Genomic DNA, 18,968 nt, shown 5'->3' with positions numbered 1-18,968 from the left:
ATGAATTTAATAGAACATTTCGTTGGAGGAAAGCTCATTTCGGGCTCTTCTGATAGAAAAAGTAAAGTTTTTAACCCAGCAACTGGTGAACAAGAGTCAGAAGTTAGGCTTGCAAGCAAGCTCGATCTTGATCAGGCAGTAGCTGTTGCTCAAAAGGCTTTTGAAACATGGTCATTAAAACCATCTCTTCAAAGAGCAAGAATAATGTTTAAATTTAAAGAACTAATAGAAAAGAATTCAGACGAACTTACAAAATTAATTGTTTCAGAGCATGGTAAAGTTTATGAAGATGCAAAAGGGTCTCTAACAAGAGGATTGGAGGTTGTTGAATTTGCATGTGGAATTCCACATTTACTTAAAGGAGAGTTTTCAGAGAATGTAGGTACAAATGTAGATAGCTGGTCAATGCGTCAACCACTAGGAGTGGTTGCGGGTATTACACCTTTTAATTTTCCAGCAATGGTACCGATGTGGATGTTTCCAATTGCAATAGCATGTGGAAATACCTTTATTTTAAAACCATCAGAAAAAGACCCGTCTTGCCCATTAAGATTAGCAGAATTATTAAAAGAAGCTGGACTTCCAGATGGTGTTTTTAATGTTATTAATGGAGATAAAGAAGCTGTTGATGCGATTTTAATTAATAAAGATGTTAAAGCAGTAAGCTTTGTGGGCTCTACTCCTATAGCTAAGTATATTTATGAAAATTCTGCAAAAAATGAAAAAAGGGTACAGGCTTTAGGTGGTGCAAAAAATCATTTAGTTGTAATGCCTGATTGTGACCTTGATGGAGCAGTAAATGGACTAATGGGTGCTGCATATGGCTCAGCAGGTGAAAGATGTATGGCTCAATCAGTAGCAGTTGCTGTAGGAGACATAGGAGATGAATTAGTTGCTCGTTTATCAAAAAAAGCAGAAGCTTTAAAAGTTGGTCCTGGCATGGATAAAACATCTGAAATGGGTCCTTTAGTTACTAGAGATCATTTAGAAAAAGTAAAAAGCTATGTCGATCTTGGAGTTGAAGAAGGTGCAAAATTAGTTGTTGATGGAAGAAATATTAAGCTTCAAGGTTATGAAAATGGTTTTTTTATAGGAGGCTGCTTATTTGATCATGTAAAAAAAGATATGAGAATTTATAAAGAAGAAATATTTGGACCTGTTTTATCAGTTATTAGAGTAAAAACTTTTGAAGAAGCAACAAAATTGATTAATGATCACGAGTATGGAAATGGAGTAAGCATTTATACCAGAGACGGTGATGCTGGAAGAACTTTTGCAAGCAAAATCCAAGTTGGCATGGTTGGAATTAATGTACCAATACCTGTGCCAATGGCATTTCATAGTTTTGGTGGTTGGAAAAGATCATTATTTGGAGATAGCGCAATGCATGGTGCTGAAGGAATTAAATTTTATACAAAATTAAAAACAGTAACTTCAAGATGGCCTTCTGGAATTAGATCAAATGCAGAATTCGTCATGCCAACAATGAAATAGGAAAAAATATGAAAAAAATATCTCTAATAGGTGCGGGACAAATTGGTGGAACTTTAGCACACTTAATTGGAACTAAAGAAGTAGCCAATGAAGTTGTCCTTTTTGATGTTGCCAGCGGTATAGCTAAAGGAAAAGCTTTAGATATTGCCCAATCATCATCTGTTGATGGTTTTAATGTAAAATTTTCAGGTACAGATAATTATGAAGACATTAAAGACTCAGATGTAATTATAATAACTGCAGGAGTTCCAAGAAAACCAGGAATGAGTAGAGATGATTTATTAGGGATTAATTTAAAGATTATTAAACAAGTAGCAGCAGGAATAAAAAAAAATGCACCTAATGCCTTTGTTATATGTATCACAAATCCACTTGATGTAATGGTAATGGCATTTCAAAAATTTTCTAGTATGCCAGCTAATAAAGTAGTTGGAATGGCAGGAATTTTAGATAGCTCAAGATTTAAATTATTTCTATCAGAAGAGCTTAATGTTCCTGTAAAAGAAATAGACGCAATGGTAATGGGAGGTCATGGAGACACAATGGTACCATTACCAAGATTTACAAAAGTTTCAGGAAAACCTTTATTAGACTTGGTTAAAGAAGGTAAAATTACTCAAGAAAGATTAGAAGAAATAAATCAAAGAACAAGGGATGGTGGTGCTGAGATTGTAAAATATTTAGAAAAGGGATCAGCATTTTACGCACCCGCAGCATCAGGAGTTCAGATGGCAGAAGCATACTTAAAAGATGAAAAGAAGTTATTACCGTGTGCCATTCAATTAAATGGAGAGTATGGGGTAAGCAATGTTTATGCTGGCGTACCTGTAATCATTGGAAAAAACGGTGTAGAAAAAATAGAACAGATCGATCTAGATGAAAAAGAAAAAAAGGAATTTATGCACTCTATTGATGCTGTTAAAGCCCTTTGGGAAGCCGCATCTAAAATAGATCCAGATCTTTCTAAATAATGAATATTCACGAACACCAGGCCAAGCAAATTCTAAAAAAATATGGAGCGGTAGTTCCTGAAGGAGTTTTTGCGTTTACAGTTGAAGACTTAATTAAAAAAGTAAAATCTTTAAAAACAGAAAAATTTGTTTTAAAAGCACAAATTCATGCTGGTGGACGAGGCAAAGCTGGAGGTGTAAAAATTTTAAACACAATTGATGAATTAAGTGCTGCTGCAAAAGAATTGCTTGGAAAAACACTCGTAACACATCAAACTGGCCCAGCAGGAAGAGAAGTAAAAAGATTATATGTAGAAGAGTCCTCTAATATTGATAAAGAATTCTATTTATCTTGTTTAGTAGATAGAGCAAGTTCAAAAATAGTATTTATATCCAGCGACCAAGGTGGAATGGACATTGAAGAAGTTGCAGAAAAAACTCCAGAAAAAATTATAACAACTAAAATAGATATTACTGATGAAATTTCTGTTGCTGACTGTGAAAAAATAATTGCAATTTATGCTTTAGCGGATGATGCAAAAAAACAAGCAATAGCACTGATAAAATCAGTATATAAAATGTTTTTAGGCACAGACGCCAACATGGTTGAAGTTAACCCACTTATATTAACTAAAGAAAAAAAAATAATTTGTTTAGATGCAAAAGTTAATTTTGACTCTAATGCTTTATTTAGACATCCTGAAATAATCGAGCTTAGAGATTTAAATGAAGAAGATCCTGCAGAAATAGATGCGAGTAAACACGATCTTGCTTACATAAAGCTAGATGGAAGCATTGGCTGTATGGTCAATGGAGCAGGTCTTGCAATGGCAACAATGGATATAATCAAATTATATGGTGAAGAGCCAGCAAACTTTTTAGATGTTGGTGGAGGAGCTTCAAAAGAAAAAGTTTCAGCTGCCCTTAAGATTATTCTTTCAGATAAAAATGTTAAAGGAATATTAATAAATATATTTGGGGGAATTATGAGATGTGATGTCCTTGCACAAGGTGTTGTGGATGCTGCTAAAGAAATAAACATAAGTGTTCCATTAGTTGTAAGACTTGCTGGTACTAACTTTAAAGAAGGAAAAGAAATTTTAGATAATTCGGGGCTCAAATTGATTTCAGCAGAAAACCTAGATGATGCAGCCCAAAAAATTGTAAAGGCAATAAAATAATATGTCAGTTTTAATAAATAAAAATACAAAAGTTATATGCCAGGGTTTTACAGGTGCTCATGGAACTTTTCATTCAGAGCAAGCCATAAAATATGGAACAAATCTCGTTGGTGGAGTTACTCCAAAAAAAGGAGGACAAAAACATCTTGATCGTCCAGTATTTAATACAGTAGCTGATGCGAAACAAGAAGTTGGAGCAGATGCCACAATGATTTATGTGCCAGCAAAATTTGCTGCAGCAGCAATAATAGAAGCTATTGATGCATCTATTGAGCTTATAGTTTGTATTACTGAAGGTATACCAATTCAAGATATGCTTCGTGTTAAACAAAAGCTAAATAGTTCAAAAAGTCGATTGATAGGACCTAACTGTCCAGGAATAATTACTCCTGATGAATGTAAAATTGGGATTATGCCAGGAAATATTCACAAAAAAGGCTCAGTGGGAATTGTTTCAAGATCTGGAACTTTAACTTATGAAGCAGTTGCTCAAACAACTGAAAATGGATTAGGACAATCTACTTGTATAGGAATTGGTGGAGATCCAATAAATGGAACAAACTTTATTGATTGTTTGGATTTATTTTTAAATGATGATGAGACGGAATCTATTCTTATGATAGGAGAAATTGGTGGCTCTGCAGAAGAAGAAGCAGCTGAATTTGTTAAAAACCACAAAATAAAAAAACCTATGGTTGGGTTTGTTGCTGGAATAACAGCACCCCCAGGAAGAACTATGGGGCACGCTGGAGCTATTATCTCTGGTGGTAAGGGTGGGGCAGAAGATAAGATTAAAAAAATGGAAGAATGTGGAATTACAATTGCAAAATCACCATCTGAACTAGGAAAAACATTATTTAATAAATTATCTAATTGAAAATTATTTATCTGATATTATATCAATAAAATAGATGTCATCATCAAAAAATCTCGAATTCGAAAAAACGTCATTTCTTAGTAAATCAAATAGTGCATTTATAGAACAAATGTATTTAAAATTTATCAATAAAGATAAAGATCTCCCAGAAAGTTGGCAGCATTACTTTGAAGGTATAGGCGAAGACTTAAGTATGATTGCTAAGGAAATTAATGGACCATCTTGGGGCTTAAAAAATAAAATTGATATAGATGAACTTCAAAAAAAAATTGAACAAGAAGAAGAAAGTCCATCAGGCAATACTCAGCAAGCTAATGTAGGTCAAATAAATTTATCTAAATCAAATGAAGACTCAATTAAAGCGGTCTCTATGATTAGATCATATAGACAAAGAGGACATCTCATAGCTAAATTAGATCCATTGCAATTATTACAGTCAGATTATCTAGATGAACTGCATCCAGAGTCTTTTGATTTTAAAAAAAGTGACTATGAAAAAAATATTTATTTAGGTGGTGTTATAAATAAAGATCAATCGAATATAAAAGAAATATTAGTATTTTTGAAAAAAACTTACTGTGGGCCAATTGGATATGAATATATGCATATATCAAATCCAACTGAAAGAAAATGGTTTAGAGATCGGATTGAAAAGTCAGAAGACAACTTAAATTTTACAAAAAATGGTAAAGAAGCAATTTTAAATAAATTAATACAAGCGGAAGGTTTTGAAAAATTTTTACATAAAAAATATGTAGGAACAAAAAGATTTGGACTAGATGGTGCAGAAAGTTTAATTCCTGCTTTGGAACAAATAATTAAGATTAGTGGCCAGTCTGCAGTCAAAGAGGTTAAGATTGGAATGTCACATAGAGGTAGACTGAATGTATTAGCGAATGTTTTGCAAAAATCATATAAAAGAATATTTAATGAATTTGCTGGAGAAATTAATGCATCATCAGAAGAAGGAGCTGGAGATGTTAAGTATCACTTAGGTGCATCTTCAAATAGAGAGTTTGATGGAAACTCTGTGCATGTTAGTTTAACAGATAACCCATCTCACTTAGAGGCAGTTAATCCAGTAGTGCTTGGGCAAACAAGAGCAAAACAATTTTTTCATAAAGATAAAGAGAGAAATAAAGTAATACCCATATTGATACATGGTGATGCTGCATTTGCAGGCCAAGGTGTGGTAGCCGAATGTTTTGCAATGTCTGGATTACCAGGTCATAACACTGGTGGAACAATTCATATTATTGTTAATAACCAAATAGGTTTTACAACAAGTCCAAGATTTGCACGATCTTCACCTTATCCATCTGATGTAGCAAAAATGGTTGATGCTCCAATTATTCATGCTAATGGAGATGACCCAGAAGCTGTCGTTTATGCGGCAAGAATAGCTACAGAGTTTAGATTAAAATTTAATAGAGACGTGGTTATAGATTTGATTTGCTATAGAAGATTTGGTCATAATGAAGGAGATGAGCCTTCATTTACTCAGCCATTGATGTATGAAAAAATTAGATCACATCCCTCTGTAGTAAATGTTTATGGGAATAAATTGATATCTGAGAATACAATTACTAATGATATTTTAGAAAACTCAATAAAAGAATTTAAAAATTTACTTGATGATCAACTTAAAAATGCAAAAAATTACAAACCACAAATAGAATGGTTTGAAGGCACATGGTCAGCATATAAACCTGAAAAAGGAAAAGATAAAAGAGGAGTAACAGGTGCAGATACTAAAAAACTTTTAGAGATTTCAGAAAAAATAAATTCTTATTCTGAAAAATTAAATTTACATAAAACAATAACCAAAATACTAGACTCAAGAAAAAAAGCAGTCGAAAATGGATCAAACATAGACTGGTCAACTGCAGAAGCGTTGGCATTTGGATCTTTATTAGAAGAAGGATATCCAGTTAGGCTAGTTGGCCAAGATTCTGGTAGAGGAACTTTTAGCCAGAGACATTCTGTTTTAAGAAATCAAAAAGATAATAGTCGTTATGTCCCTTTAAATAATATTTCAAAAAATCAAAAGCAATTTGAAGTAGTCGACAGCTTTTTATCTGAATTAGCAGTTCTAGGTTTTGAGTATGGTTACAGTCTTGTTGAACCTAACACACTTACAATATGGGAAGCTCAGTTCGGAGATTTTGCTAATGGAGCACAAGTAGTAATAGATCAATTTATTGCATCAGGAGAAAGAAAATGGACAAGAGCATCAGGTTTAGTAATGCTTTTACCACATGGATATGAAGGTCAAGGCCCAGAACATTCATCAGCTCGTTTAGAAAGATTTTTACAACTATGTTCTAATGACAACATGCAAGTAATGAATTGCACTACTCCTGCAAATTATTTTCATGCACTAAGAAGACAAATGCATAGAGATTTTAGAAAACCATTAATTATGATGACACCAAAATCTTTATTAAGAAACAAGTATTGTGTTTCAAATTTAGAAGATTTTAATAAAGAAAATTCATTTCATAGAATATTATGGGACCATGCTGTGGACCCAAAAACTAATGGTTTTATAAAATTAAGAAAAGCTTCAGAGATTAAAAAAGTAATAATGTGCTCAGGTAAAGTTTATTTTGATTTATTGGATGCTAGAGAAAAACTTAAAATAGATGATGTAATATTGTTCAGAATTGAACAACTATATCCATTTCCTGCAAAAACTCTTGTAAAGGAACTTAAACCTTACGCTAAAAATGCTAAGTTTTATTGGTGCCAGGAAGAACCAAAAAATATGGGCGGATGGTTCTCAGTAAGAGACTATATACAATGGACATTAGAAACTATTAACGCTAATAATAGTAAAATTTCTTATATAGGAAGAAGTCCAGATGCATCTCCAGCAACAGGATATGCAAAAAGACACATTTCACAACAACAAGAGATTATTAACAAGGTTTTTGAATAAAAATGAGTGAAAAAATTTTAGTACCAGTTTTGGGTGAGAGCATAACAGAGGCAACAGTTGCTAAATGGCTTAAAAATGAAGGTGACACAGTTGAAGCCGATGAAGCAATTGTAGAGTTAGAAACTGACAAAGTTAATTTAGAAGTTCCATCTCCAATAGATGGAGTTTTATCTGAAATAAATTCAAAAGATGGTGAAACCGTAGAAGTGGGAGCTCTTCTTGGTACGATAAGTCAAAATGGAACTCAACCATCTGAAAAAAAAATAATTACAAAAATTGAACCTAAAAAAACTGAAAATAATGTAGTTAATTTAGAAATTAAAAAAGAAATTCTTAAAGTTTTTGAAGAACCTGAAGAGGAAGAACCTTTAATATTAACCAATGAAGTTAAAGAAGAAAAAACCGATTCTTCAAATAAAAATAATGAAGTACTTTCACCAGCTGTAAGAAAAATGGCAGTTGAAAATAAAATCGATTTAAAAAAAGTTAGTGGCTCTGGTAAAGAAGGTAGAATTCTTAAAGGTGATCTAATTAGCATGATGGGAGAAAACCCTCAGCCATCAGAAAGAAAAATTAAATATGGTCAAGAAGAGAGAATTAAAATGTCTAGGCTTAGACAGACAATTGCAAAAAGATTAAAACAAGCACAAGAAAATGCAGCATTATTAACAACATTTAATGAAGTTGATATGACCGGTATAATGGAAATGAGAAAAGAGAACCAGGAAGATTTCCAAAGCAGGTATGGAATTAAATTAGGGTTTATGTCATTTTTTGTAAAAGCATGTGTTGCTGCACTAAAAATGTATCCATCAGTTAATGCTGAAATTGATGGAGATGAAATTATTTATAAAAATTATTACAATATGAGCTTTGCAGTAGGAACTGAAAAGGGATTAGTGGTACCGGTATTAAGAGATGCTGATCAGTTATCATTTGCAGATATTGAAAAAAATATTAAAACTATTTCTGAAAAAGCAAGAGATGGAAAAATAACCATAGAGGACCTTCAGGGTGGAACCTTTACAATTAGTAATGGTGGAGTTTATGGTTCGATGTTATCTACTCCAATATTAAACTTGCCTCAATCTGGTGTGTTAGGTATGCATAATATAGTTGAAAGACCAATGGTAGTTGATGGTGAGATTAAAATTAGACCCATTATGTATCTTGCTTTGTCTTATGATCACAGAATTATAGATGGAAAAGAGTCAGTATCGTTCTTAAAAATGGTTAAAGAAAATTTAGAGGATCCAAGAAGGTTGTTTTTAAATATTTAAATGTCAGATAAATTCCAAGCAGTTGTAATAGGTGGTGGTCCGGGAGGTTATGTGTGTGCAATAAGATTAGCGCAATTGGGAATTAAAACTGCATGTATAGAATCAAGAGGCTCATTAGGTGGAACTTGTTTAAATGTTGGGTGTATACCTTCTAAAAATTTACTAAATATTTCTGAAAATTATCATAAGGCGCAAAATTTATCTAAACTTGGCATTGAGGTGAGTGGGGTAAAACTTAATCTTCAAAAAATGATGCAAAATAAGGATAAAGCGGTGACAATTTTGACTAAGGGCGTAGAGTTTTTATTTAAAAAAAATAAAGTCACTTATTTTAAAGGCACTGGAAGCTTTAAATCAGCAAATAAAATCTCGATATTAGATGATCAAAAAAAAGAAACCATAATTGAAACAGACAAAACAGTAATTAGTACAGGGTCGGTGCCAGTTGCATTACCAGGTATTAAATTTGATGAAAAAATAATTGTATCTTCAACAGGAGCATTAACTTTAGAAACTGTGCCAAAAAAAATGGTTGTAGTTGGTGGTGGTTATATAGGATTAGAGATGGGGTCTGTTTGGTCTAGATTGGGTGCAGAAGTACATGTAGTTGAATTTTTAGAGCATATTACTCCTGGTATGGATAGAGAAATATCTACAGAGTTTATGAAAATATTAAAGAAACAAGGAATTAATTTTCATATGCAGACGAAAGTAGAAGGAATTAAAAAAAATGCTAATGGTGCTAAAGTTTCAACATCTGATAAAGATGGAAAAAAAGCAGATTTTGAATGTGATGTGGTTCTTATATCTGTTGGTAGAAAACCTAATACAACTAACTTAAATTTAGAAGCAATTGGTGTTGAATTAGATGAAAAGAAAAGAATTAAAACTGACAAAGCATTTCAAACAAATATTAAGAATGTATATGCTATTGGAGATGTAATTGATGGACCGATGCTTGCTCATAAAGCTGAAGACGAAGGTATTGCAGTTGCAGAAAATATTGCAGGACAATCAGGACATGTTAATTATGATATTATTCCTGGAGTTGTTTATACAACACCAGAGGTTGCTTCAATTGGGAAAACAGAAGAACAATTAAAAGAAGCAAATATTAAATATAAAATTGGTAAATTTTCATTTATGGCAAATTCAAGAGCCAAAGCAATTGATGAAGCAGAAGGTTTTGTTAAAATCCTAGCTGACGAAAAAACAGATAGAGTTTTAGGAGCACATATTATTGGACCTCATGCAGGTGAATTAATTGGGGAAATTGGAGTTGCAATGGAGTTTGGTGCTAGCGCTGAAGATATTGCAAGAACATGTCATGCACACCCAACATTTTCAGAAGCAGTAAAAGAAGCAGCTTTATCAGTAGATAAAAGAGCAATACACTCTTAAAATATTTTCATATTATAAAGATATGAAAGTACCGATTCTTATACCAAATATTTTTAATCATCCTTTTACCTACAATTCTGATTTAACTTTAAAAGTTGGAGACTATGTGCTGGTACCTTTTGGAAAGTCAGAGGTGACTGGAGTTGTGTGGGATGACTTTGAAAAAAAAACAAATAAAAATTTTGCAATTAAAAAAGTTTTAAGGAAATTAGATGTTCCACCCTTAAAGAAAAATATAATTAAATTCCTAAACTGGTTTTCAGAATACAATATGACGCCTAAAGGTATGGCATTAAAATTATTATTATTAAGTAGTGGCGCCATAGAAAAGTTACCAATTGAAGCATATGAAACATTCAAAATAGATATCAAAGAAAATAAAATAAAACTTTCCAAAGAACAAAAAAATTCATTAAAAAAAATGAATGTATTAAATCAAAAATTTAGAGTTCATGTTTTACAAGGCACTACAGGCTCAGGTAAAACAATGGTCTATTTTGAGGCTTTAAAAGAGATAATTAATAAGGGTTTTCAAGGATTAATTCTATTACCAGAAATCGGATTAACAGGACAGTTTCAAAATAAATTTATAGAATTTTTTGGTTTCAAGCCGGCTGTATGGCACTCAGGCATTACCAAAAAAAATAAAGAAATTATTTGGAGCGGAATAGCAAATGATAAAATTAAAGTTGTAATTGGGGCTCGATCTTCATTATTTTTACCTTTTAAAAAACTAGGATTAATTATTGTTGATGAAGAGCATGATCAATCTTACAAACAAGATGAGGGAGTAACTTACAATGCTAGAGACATGGCAATTTCAAGAGCATCTTTTGAAAATATTCCAATTAATTTAATAACCGCAGTTCCATCTATTGAAACTTATGACAATATTAAAAAAGGCAAATATAGTTTATCAAAACTTGATCAAAGGTATTTAAATGCATCTTTGCCAAAATATGAAATAATTAATCTAAATAATTCTAAACTTGAATCTCAATCCTGGATATCTAAAGAAACAATTGAAAAAGTAAATTTACATCTTGAAAAAAAAGACCAAGTTTTATTTTTTTTAAATAGAAGAGGATTTTCCCCACATGTTTTATGTAAAAAATGCTTTACTAGCTATTCATGTCCAAATTGCTCAATAAATTTGGTATATCATAAAAACAAACAAAATTTGTTATGTCATTACTGTGGCTATAAAGCTTTACTAAATAGAGATTGCTCTAAAGAGGGTAAATGTGATTTTATTTTTAGTGGTCCTGGTGTTGAAAGAATATCAGAAGAGGTTAAAAAAATTTTTCCCACTCAAAAGACAACTATATTTTCCAGTGATACAATGAATAAAAAAAGTTCTTTGGATGTTATAGAAAAAATTATAAATAATGAAATCCAAATTTTAATTGGGACTCAATTAATTTCTAAAGGGTTTCATTTTCCAAGCTTAAATTGTATAGTAGTAGTTGATATTGATTTATCATCACAAGGTCATGACCTAAGAGGTGCTGAAAAAAACTTACAGTTATATCATCAACTTTCAGGAAGAGCAGGTAGAACAGGAAAAGCAGCAACTGTTTATTTTCAAACTTACAATCTAAATACCAAAATGATTACTGATATTACCAATAAAGATCCTGATATATTTTTAGATAAAGAACTTGAAATTAGAAGAGAAAATAACCTTCCGCCGTTTCAAAGATTTATTGCCTTAATAATTACTGGTAACAATGAAAGAGAACTTGAAAAAGAAGCTTATAAGTTTAAAAGTTTTATAGAAAATGCTGTTGATGGTAGAGTGCTTGGACCTGTAAACGCTCCTATATTTAGATTAAAAAGAAGATTTAGAGTAAGGCTTTTGATTAGGGGTAGAAAATCTTTAAAAGTTCAAAATTCACTTTCAAAAGTCATTGAAAAATTCAAATTTCCTGCTGGAATGAAACTAACGGTTGATGTTGACCCAATAAACTTCAATTAATACTGAAAAAACAAGACTTTTAGACAATGTGTGACTTGAAGAGGTAGGAGTCATATGTTAATTAAAACAAAATTTTAATAAATCTTCTAATATTTATAAGGAACAATAAATTGAGCAAAAATAAAGTTTTTTCTGAAACATCAGCTGATAGATATTCTCTTGCACTTTATGAATTAGCAATAGAAGCTAATAATTTAAGTGAGATCGAGGTTCATTCTACTTCAATTATTAATTTAATTGCTTCAAGTGAAGATTTTAAATCTTTAATAAAGGATCCAACAAATAGCAAAGAAGATCAATTGAATGCTCTAAGTAAAATTTCAGAACAATATAAAATAAATGAATTATTAACAAAATTTTTAAACTTTCTAATATCTAAAAGAAGATTCTTTTATGTGGATAAAATTCTAAAAAGCTTTGTTGAAACATGTTCAGTTAAAAGAGGTGAATTAAAAGCAGAATTAACTTCTGCAAAAGATCTTACTGAAGAGGAAATTAACAACATAAAAGAAGAATTGACTAAAAACTTTAGTTCAAAAATAAAATTAAACTACAAACATGATGCAAGTTTAATTGGGGGTTTGATTGTGCAAGTTGGAAGCACAATGGTGGACACTTCCATTAAAAATAAATTACAACAAATCGAAAATAGGATGATAGAGGCATAAATGGATATAAACCCATCAGAAGTAACAAAGATATTAAAAGAGCAAATTAAAAAATTTGGGGATAAAGCAGAAGTGACTGAAGTTGGTCAAGTTTTGTCAGTAGGAGATGGTATTGCTAGAGTGTACGGATTAGACAATGTTCAAGCGGGAGAAATGGTAGAATTTTCCGATGGATCAAAAGGCATGGCTCTAAACTTAGAAAGCGAAAATGTTGGAGTTGTAATTTTTGGAGATGATAGAAAAATTAAAGAAGGCGACGTTGTTAAAAGAACAGGAAGTATTGTTGATACACCGGTTGGAAAAGAATTATTAGGAAGAGTTGTTGATGGATTAGGAAATCCAATCGATGGCAAAGGTGCTTTAGATAAAGCAACTAAAAGAAGCAGAGTTGAAGTAAAAGCACCTGGAATTATTCCAAGACAATCTGTTAGTGAACCTATGCAAACAGGCTTAAAATCAATTGACAGTTTAGTTCCAGTTGGAAGAGGACAGCGTGAATTAATTATTGGGGATAGACAAACTGGAAAAACTGCAGTTGCTATCGATGCGATCATTAACCAAAAAAAAATAAATGAATCTGGTGATGAGAAGCAAAAACTTTACTGTATCTATGTCGCTATAGGTCAAAAAAGATCTACAGTTAGACAAATTCAAAAAACTTTAGAAGAAGCAGGTGCAATGGAATATACAACAATTGTTGCTGCTACTGCTTCAGATGCAGCACCACTTCAATTTTTAGCACCATATACAGGCTGTACTATGGGTGAATACTATAGAGATAATGGTATGCATGCATTAATCATTTATGACGATTTATCTAAACAGGCTGTAGCTTATAGACAAATGTCACTTTTATTAAGAAGACCTCCAGGAAGAGAAGCTTATCCAGGAGATGTATTTTATTTACACAGCAGATTGCTTGAGAGAGCAGCCAAGCTTAGTGATGAGCATGGCGGAGGTTCATTAACCGCTCTTCCAATAATTGAAACGCAAGGTGGAGACGTATCTGCTTTTATTCCAACTAACGTTATATCAATTACAGATGGTCAAATATTTCTTGAAACAGAATTATTTAACCAAGGAATTAGACCAGCGATCAACGTAGGTCTATCAGTTTCTAGAGTTGGATCTGCAGCACAAACAAAAGCAATGAAAAAAGTTTCTGGTTCAATGAAGTTAGAGCTTGCTCAATATAGAGAAATGGCTGCCTTTGCACAATTTGGATCTGATTTAGATGCATCAACACAAAAACTTTTAAATAGAGGTTCAAAACTAACTGAACTTTTAAAACAAAAACAATATTCTCCCATGACAGTTGCTGAGCAAGTAATTTCAGTTTTCTGTGGAGTTAAAGGTTATTTGGATGATGTTGAACTTAAAGATATTGCTGAGTTTGAGTCTAAGATTATTGAAAAATGTAAATCTGAAAAACCAGAAATTTTAGAGTCTGTTTTAAGTTCAGGTAAACTTGAAGAAGATACTGAAAAATTATTAGTTGAAACTATCATTGAACTTAAGAAGAACTTTAATTCTTAAAATATGGCAACACTAGACGACTTAAAAAAAAGAATAGCGAGTGTAAAGTCTACACAAAAAATTACCAAAGCCATGAAAATGGTTGCGGCAGCTAAACTTAGAAGAGCACAAGAAAATGCTGAAAAAGGAAGACCTTATTCTGAAAAAATGAATAACATTATTCTTAATTTATCTAGTGGCATTTCTGATAAAGAAAATGCCCCTAAGCTTCTTTCTGGAACAGGTGAAGATAAAGTGCATTTATGTATTGTGTTAACATCTGATCGTGGTCTATGTGGTGGTTTTAATACAAATATTATTAAAAAAGCCAAAGCATATTTTCAAAAAATATCTGATGAGGGAAAAACTTTAAAGATTATAACAGTTGGCTCTAAAGGGTATGATCAATTAAAAAGAGTTTATAAAAATGATATCGTAGAAAGAATATCTTTTAAAGATTCAAAAACTATTAATTATCTAGATGCTGAAAAAGTGGGTAAAATGATAATTGAAAACTTTGAAAAAGAAGAATTTGATGTGTGTACAATTTTTTATAATAAATTTAAAAATGTAATTACTCAAATACCTCAAGAACAACAAATAATTCCTTTAAAAACATCTGAAGCAGAAGAAAATTCTTCTGAGGATAATTATGAATTTGAACCAGATGAAGATGAAATTTTAAGCAATTTATTGCCTAAAAACATATCTACTCAGATTTTTAAAGCGATGTTAGAAAATTCAGCTAGCGAACAGGGCTCAAGAATGAGTGCAATGGATAATGCAACCCGTAACGCAGGTGAAATGGTTGACAAGCTAACTATTGAGTATAATAGAAGTCGTCAAGCAGCTATTACAAAAGAACTAATTGAAATTATATCAGGAGCGGAAAGTTTATAATTATGAGCAAAGGAAAAATCACACAGATCATTGGAGCAGTAGTAGACGTAAAATTTAATGGAGAATTGCCAGAAATTTTATCAGCATTAGAATGTAAAAATGGAGACAACAGATTAGTTTTAGAAGTTGCTCAGCACCTTGGTGAATCAAGCGTAAGAACTATTGCAATGGATGCTACTGAAGGATTAAAAAGAGGAGACGAAGTAACCGCAACAGGTGCTCCCATCCAAGTTCCAGTTGGTCCAGAGACCTTAGGAAGAATTATAAATGTAATAGGTGAACCTATTGATGAAAAAGGTGAAGTAAAAACAAAAGAGAAATGGCCGATCCATAGAGCTGCACCTGAATTTAGTGATCAGTCAACAGAGACAGAAATTCTAGTTACAGGAATTAAAGTAGTTGATCTATTAGCACCATACGCCAAAGGAGGAAAAATTGGTTTATTCGGAGGTGCGGGTGTTGGTAAAACAGTACTTATTATGGAATTAATTAACAACGTAGCAAAAGCCCATGGTGGTTTTTCTGTGTTTGCTGGTGTTGGTGAAAGAACTAGAGAAGGAAATGATCTTTATCACGAAATGATAGACTCAGGCGTTATTAAGCCAGAAGGCCCAGGATCAAAAGCTGCACTAGTGTATGGTCAAATGAATGAACCCCCAGGAGCTAGAGCAAGAGTTGCCTTAACAGGTTTAACTGTAGCTGAATATTTTAGAGACCAAGAAGGACAAGACGTATTATTCTTCGTTGATAATATCTTTAGATTCACTCAAGCAGGTTCAGAAGTTTCTGCACTATTAGGAAGAATTCCTTCAGCAGTTGGATATCAGCCTACACTTGCAACAGATATGGGTAACCTTCAAGAAAGAATTACAACTACTAACAAGGGTTCTATTACATCTGTACAAGCAATTTATGTACCAGCAGATGACTTGACTGACCCCGCACCTGCAACATCTTTTGCTCACTTAGATGCAACAACTGTATTATCGAGGCAGATAGCTGAAATTGGAATTTATCCGGCAGTTGATCCACTAGATTCTACTTCTAGAATTTTAGATCCTAGAATAGTTGGTGATGAGCATTACAGAGTTGCCAGAGAAGTGCAAAAAGTTCTTCAAACTTATAAGTCACTACAAGATATTATTGCGATTTTAGGAATGGATGAATTATCTGAAGAAGATAAATTAACAGTAGCTAGAGCACGTAAAATACAAAGATTTTTATCACAACCTTTCTTTGTTGCTGAAGTCTTTACTGGTTCTCCAGGCAAATTAGTAGATTTAGAATCTACAATTAAAGGTTTTGCTGCAATATGTAATGGTGAGTATGATCATTTACCAGAAGCAGCATTTTATATGGTGGGTACAATTGAAGAAGCTGTAGAAAAAGCAGAAAAAATGGCGAAAGATGCTGCCGCATAATGAGTGAAGAGTTCAAAATAGAAATTGTAAACCCAGAAAAATCTTTTCTTACAAAAGAAGATGTAACAGAAGTTGTTGTACCTGCTTTTGAGGGAGAAATGGGGATTTTAAAGGACCATATCTCAATTATTTCATTTTTAAAGCCAGGGATTATTAAAATCTTTTCTAAATCAGGAGAGGATAATTACTATGTTGAGGATGGAATTGTTGAATTTAAGAATAATAATTTATCAGTTCTAACAAGTTCAATTTTTAATATCAAAGATATTGATAAAAATAAAATTAGTGAACTACTTACTCAAGCAGAAGAAAATTCAAAAAATAGTGACATTACGGATCAAAATAAATACTTAGTTGATCAAAAAATTGAAGTTTTAAAAACTATAAATTAATAATTTTTCTTACTTGGTCTTGGATATTTCTGTAAACATGCATTTTAAAATCTACAACTAAGTCAGTTATTTTTTCAAGCTCAATCCATTTCCACTCAGAAAATTCAGGTTGTGCAGTTTTAATATTTATTTGATTATCTTGACCTAAAAATCTCATTATGAACCATTTTTGTTGTTGGCCTCTATATTTTCCTTTCCAGATAATTCCAAGTAAGTTTTTTGGTAATTCATAAGAGATTAATCCATCACACTCTTTAATTAGTTCAACATTTTTTATACTAGTTTCTTCTTCTAATTCTCTATAAGCAGCATCCAAATAATTTTCACCCTTGTTAACTCCACCCTGAGGCATTTGCCAAAAATTTTTTTGATTATCTATTCTTTTTGCAACAAAAACTTTATTTTCTTTGTTTAATACAACAATGCCAACTCCACTTCGTAAAGGGAGGTCTAAATTAGCGCTTGTCATTTATCCGTTAAGTAGTTTTATAGCAAAATTTAACTGGTTATCAGTTTCTGAATTGATCTTAAAATCATCAGAACCTTCTACAACTTCAATGTCAGGAGTTACGCCAACTTCTGAAATAGATTTTCCAGATGGAAGATAATATTTTGCAATTGTTAATCTTATGGCGCCTTTATTCTTAAGAGGTATTATTGATTGCACCGATCCTTTCCCGTAACTATTTTCACCTACAATAATTGCTCTTTTATGATCTTTTAATGCACCAGCTACTATTTCAGCCGCAGAAGCCGATCCATAATTAATGAGAACTAATACAGTTTTTCCATCAGTTAAATCGCCTTTTTTTGCAAACCATTTTCGATTTTCAGATGGCTGTCTACTTTTCGTTGATACAATTTCACCATTTTCTAAAAAAAAATCAGATATTTTAATTGCCTGAGAAAGTAATCCACCTGGGTTATTTCTTAGATCTAAAATATATCCCTTAAGCTTTTTATTATTATTTAGTTTTTCAATTTTTTCTTTCACTTGTGAGCTACTATTTTCATTGAAAGAAGTTAATCTTATATAACCTATGTTATTTTCTAAAAGTTCAAATTTTACAGATTGAACTTCAATTATTTCTCTTGTGATATTAAAAATTAATGCTTTTTTTTCTCCTCTTCTTCTAACTGTTATTTCTATACTTGAACCAACAGGTCCACGCATTAACTCAACAGCTTCTGTTAAAGACTTTCCTTGAACTTGAGTATCGTTAATTTTAACAATATAGTCACCAGCTTTTAAGCCAGCTTTTGAAGCGGGAGTATTATCTATTGGCGATATTACTTTAACAACACCTGCCTCCATACCTACTTCAATACCTAAACCACCAAATTCTCCGCTTGTTTCAGTTTGCATACTTTCAAAGCTTTCAGGCGTCATATATGCGGAATAAGGGTCTAAAGATTGTAATAAACCGTTTATGGCAGCATCCATACTTTGTGACTGATCAATTTCATCAACGTATTCATCATTTATTTTTTCAAGAACTTCACCAAATAAATCAATTTTTTTATAAATCTCGGAGTTATCAGAAAAACTTTTTTGAAAAATAAATAAGAAAACTAAAACAAAAAAAGGTATCTTTTTGATTAGGCTCATATCATCACTTTTTCTTTGGGAATTACTTCGGACCAAATTTTTTCAAGTTCATAAAATTTTCTTTTATCAGGATGGAATATATGGACAATTAAATCAATACCATCGACCAATTTCCAATCTCCACTTTCTTTTCCTTCAATTTTAGAATTTTTAACTCCATTAGATCTTAATTTTTCCAGTACCATTTCTGATAAAGCTTGAATGTGTCTAGATGAAGTACCACTTGCTATGATTAAGTAGTCGGCCATTGAACTTTTATTTTTAAGATCAATTGAAACAATATCTAAGGCTTTATTGGAATCTAGTGTTTTTAAAATTAAGTTTTTTAAATCTGAGTTTTTTTCCATTAATATATTTTACC

General features: G+C 31.9%; 16 protein-coding genes. 13 read left to right on the top strand and 3 right to left on the bottom strand.

From position 1 onward, the window contains the following. The 13 genes from AC5SLL_RS05955 to atpC all read left to right on the top strand — a co-directional run bounded on the left by AC5SLL_RS05955 (position 1) and on the right by atpC (position 16,998). The gene (locus AC5SLL_RS05955) at positions 1–1,494 is read left to right on the top strand and encodes a CoA-acylating methylmalonate-semialdehyde dehydrogenase (protein WP_494586457.1); all 1,494 of its coding nucleotides are present in this window, start codon (positions 1–3) and stop codon (positions 1,492–1,494) included. An 8-nt stretch (positions 1,495–1,502) separates the two neighbouring features. Further along, complete coding sequence (mdh, locus tag AC5SLL_RS05950; protein WP_494586456.1) at positions 1,503–2,465, top strand: malate dehydrogenase; 963 nt, start codon at positions 1,503–1,505, stop codon at positions 2,463–2,465. Next, positions 2,465–3,625, top strand: a complete 1,161-nt coding sequence (gene sucC, locus AC5SLL_RS05945) for an ADP-forming succinate--CoA ligase subunit beta (RefSeq protein WP_494586455.1) — start codon at positions 2,465–2,467, stop codon at positions 3,623–3,625. Before mdh ends, sucC begins: the two co-directional genes overlap by 1 nt. A 1-nt stretch (position 3,626) precedes the next feature. After that, positions 3,627–4,502 carry a succinate--CoA ligase subunit alpha gene (gene sucD / locus AC5SLL_RS05940; protein ID WP_494586454.1) on the top strand — a complete coding sequence of 292 codons (876 nt, stop codon included), beginning with the start codon at positions 3,627–3,629 and terminating at the stop codon, positions 4,500–4,502. 34 nt (positions 4,503–4,536) lie between these two features. Next, positions 4,537–7,443 (top strand): 2-oxoglutarate dehydrogenase E1 component, encoded by a 2,907-nt coding sequence (locus AC5SLL_RS05935; protein ID WP_494586453.1) that lies wholly within the window; start codon positions 4,537–4,539, stop codon positions 7,441–7,443. 2 nt (positions 7,444–7,445) lie between these two features. Beyond that, complete coding sequence (gene odhB / locus AC5SLL_RS05930) at positions 7,446–8,723, top strand: 2-oxoglutarate dehydrogenase complex dihydrolipoyllysine-residue succinyltransferase (protein ID WP_494586452.1); 1,278 nt, start codon at positions 7,446–7,448, stop codon at positions 8,721–8,723. Next, entirely contained in the window at positions 8,724–10,124 is a 1,401-nt protein-coding gene (gene lpdA / locus AC5SLL_RS05925; RefSeq protein WP_494586451.1) for a dihydrolipoyl dehydrogenase, read from the top strand. A gap of 22 nt (positions 10,125–10,146) precedes the next feature. After that, positions 10,147–12,102: a replication restart helicase PriA gene (gene priA / locus AC5SLL_RS05920; protein ID WP_494586450.1), complete on the top strand. Its 1,956-nt coding sequence runs from the start codon at positions 10,147–10,149 to the stop codon at positions 12,100–12,102. 110 nt (positions 12,103–12,212) lie between these two features. Then, positions 12,213–12,770: an ATP synthase F1 subunit delta gene (gene atpH / locus AC5SLL_RS05915; protein ID WP_494586449.1), complete on the top strand. Its 558-nt coding sequence runs from the start codon at positions 12,213–12,215 to the stop codon at positions 12,768–12,770. Beyond that, complete coding sequence (gene atpA, locus AC5SLL_RS05910; protein ID WP_271520261.1) at positions 12,771–14,306, top strand: F0F1 ATP synthase subunit alpha; 1,536 nt, start codon at positions 12,771–12,773, stop codon at positions 14,304–14,306. It begins immediately after the preceding gene. A 3-nt stretch (positions 14,307–14,309) separates the two neighbouring features. Continuing rightward, positions 14,310–15,185 (top strand): F0F1 ATP synthase subunit gamma, encoded by an 876-nt coding sequence (locus AC5SLL_RS05905; protein WP_494586448.1) that lies wholly within the window; start codon positions 14,310–14,312, stop codon positions 15,183–15,185. A gap of 2 nt (positions 15,186–15,187) precedes the next feature. Continuing rightward, entirely contained in the window at positions 15,188–16,606 is a 1,419-nt protein-coding gene (gene atpD / locus AC5SLL_RS05900; RefSeq protein ID WP_271516186.1) for a F0F1 ATP synthase subunit beta, read from the top strand. Next, complete coding sequence (gene atpC / locus AC5SLL_RS05895; protein ID WP_271516187.1) at positions 16,606–16,998, top strand: ATP synthase F1 subunit epsilon; 393 nt, start codon at positions 16,606–16,608, stop codon at positions 16,996–16,998. The genes atpD and atpC overlap by 1 nt, the downstream gene beginning before the upstream one ends. Here atpC and AC5SLL_RS05890 read toward each other — a convergent pair. The 3 genes from AC5SLL_RS05890 to rsfS are packed head-to-tail and all read right to left on the bottom strand — an operon-like array spanning position 16,988 to position 18,954. After that, positions 16,988–17,467, bottom strand: a complete 480-nt coding sequence (locus AC5SLL_RS05890; protein WP_494586447.1) for an RNA pyrophosphohydrolase — start codon at positions 17,465–17,467, stop codon at positions 16,988–16,990. The two genes, atpC and AC5SLL_RS05890, sit on opposite strands and share 11 nt — an antisense overlap. Further along, a complete protein-coding gene (locus AC5SLL_RS05885) occupies positions 17,468–18,607 on the bottom strand; it encodes a S41 family peptidase (RefSeq protein WP_494573016.1) in 1,140 nt (379 codons plus the stop codon). Next, positions 18,604–18,954 (bottom strand): ribosome silencing factor, encoded by a 351-nt coding sequence (gene rsfS, locus AC5SLL_RS05880; RefSeq protein ID WP_494586446.1) that lies wholly within the window; start codon positions 18,952–18,954, stop codon positions 18,604–18,606. Before rsfS ends, AC5SLL_RS05885 begins: the two co-directional genes overlap by 4 nt. Positions 18,955–18,968: the final 14 nt, after the last annotated feature.

The sequence above is a fragment of the Candidatus Pelagibacter sp. PS_43 genome, assembly GCF_059417795.1.
This window is presented reverse-complemented; position numbering and strand designations above follow the sequence as displayed.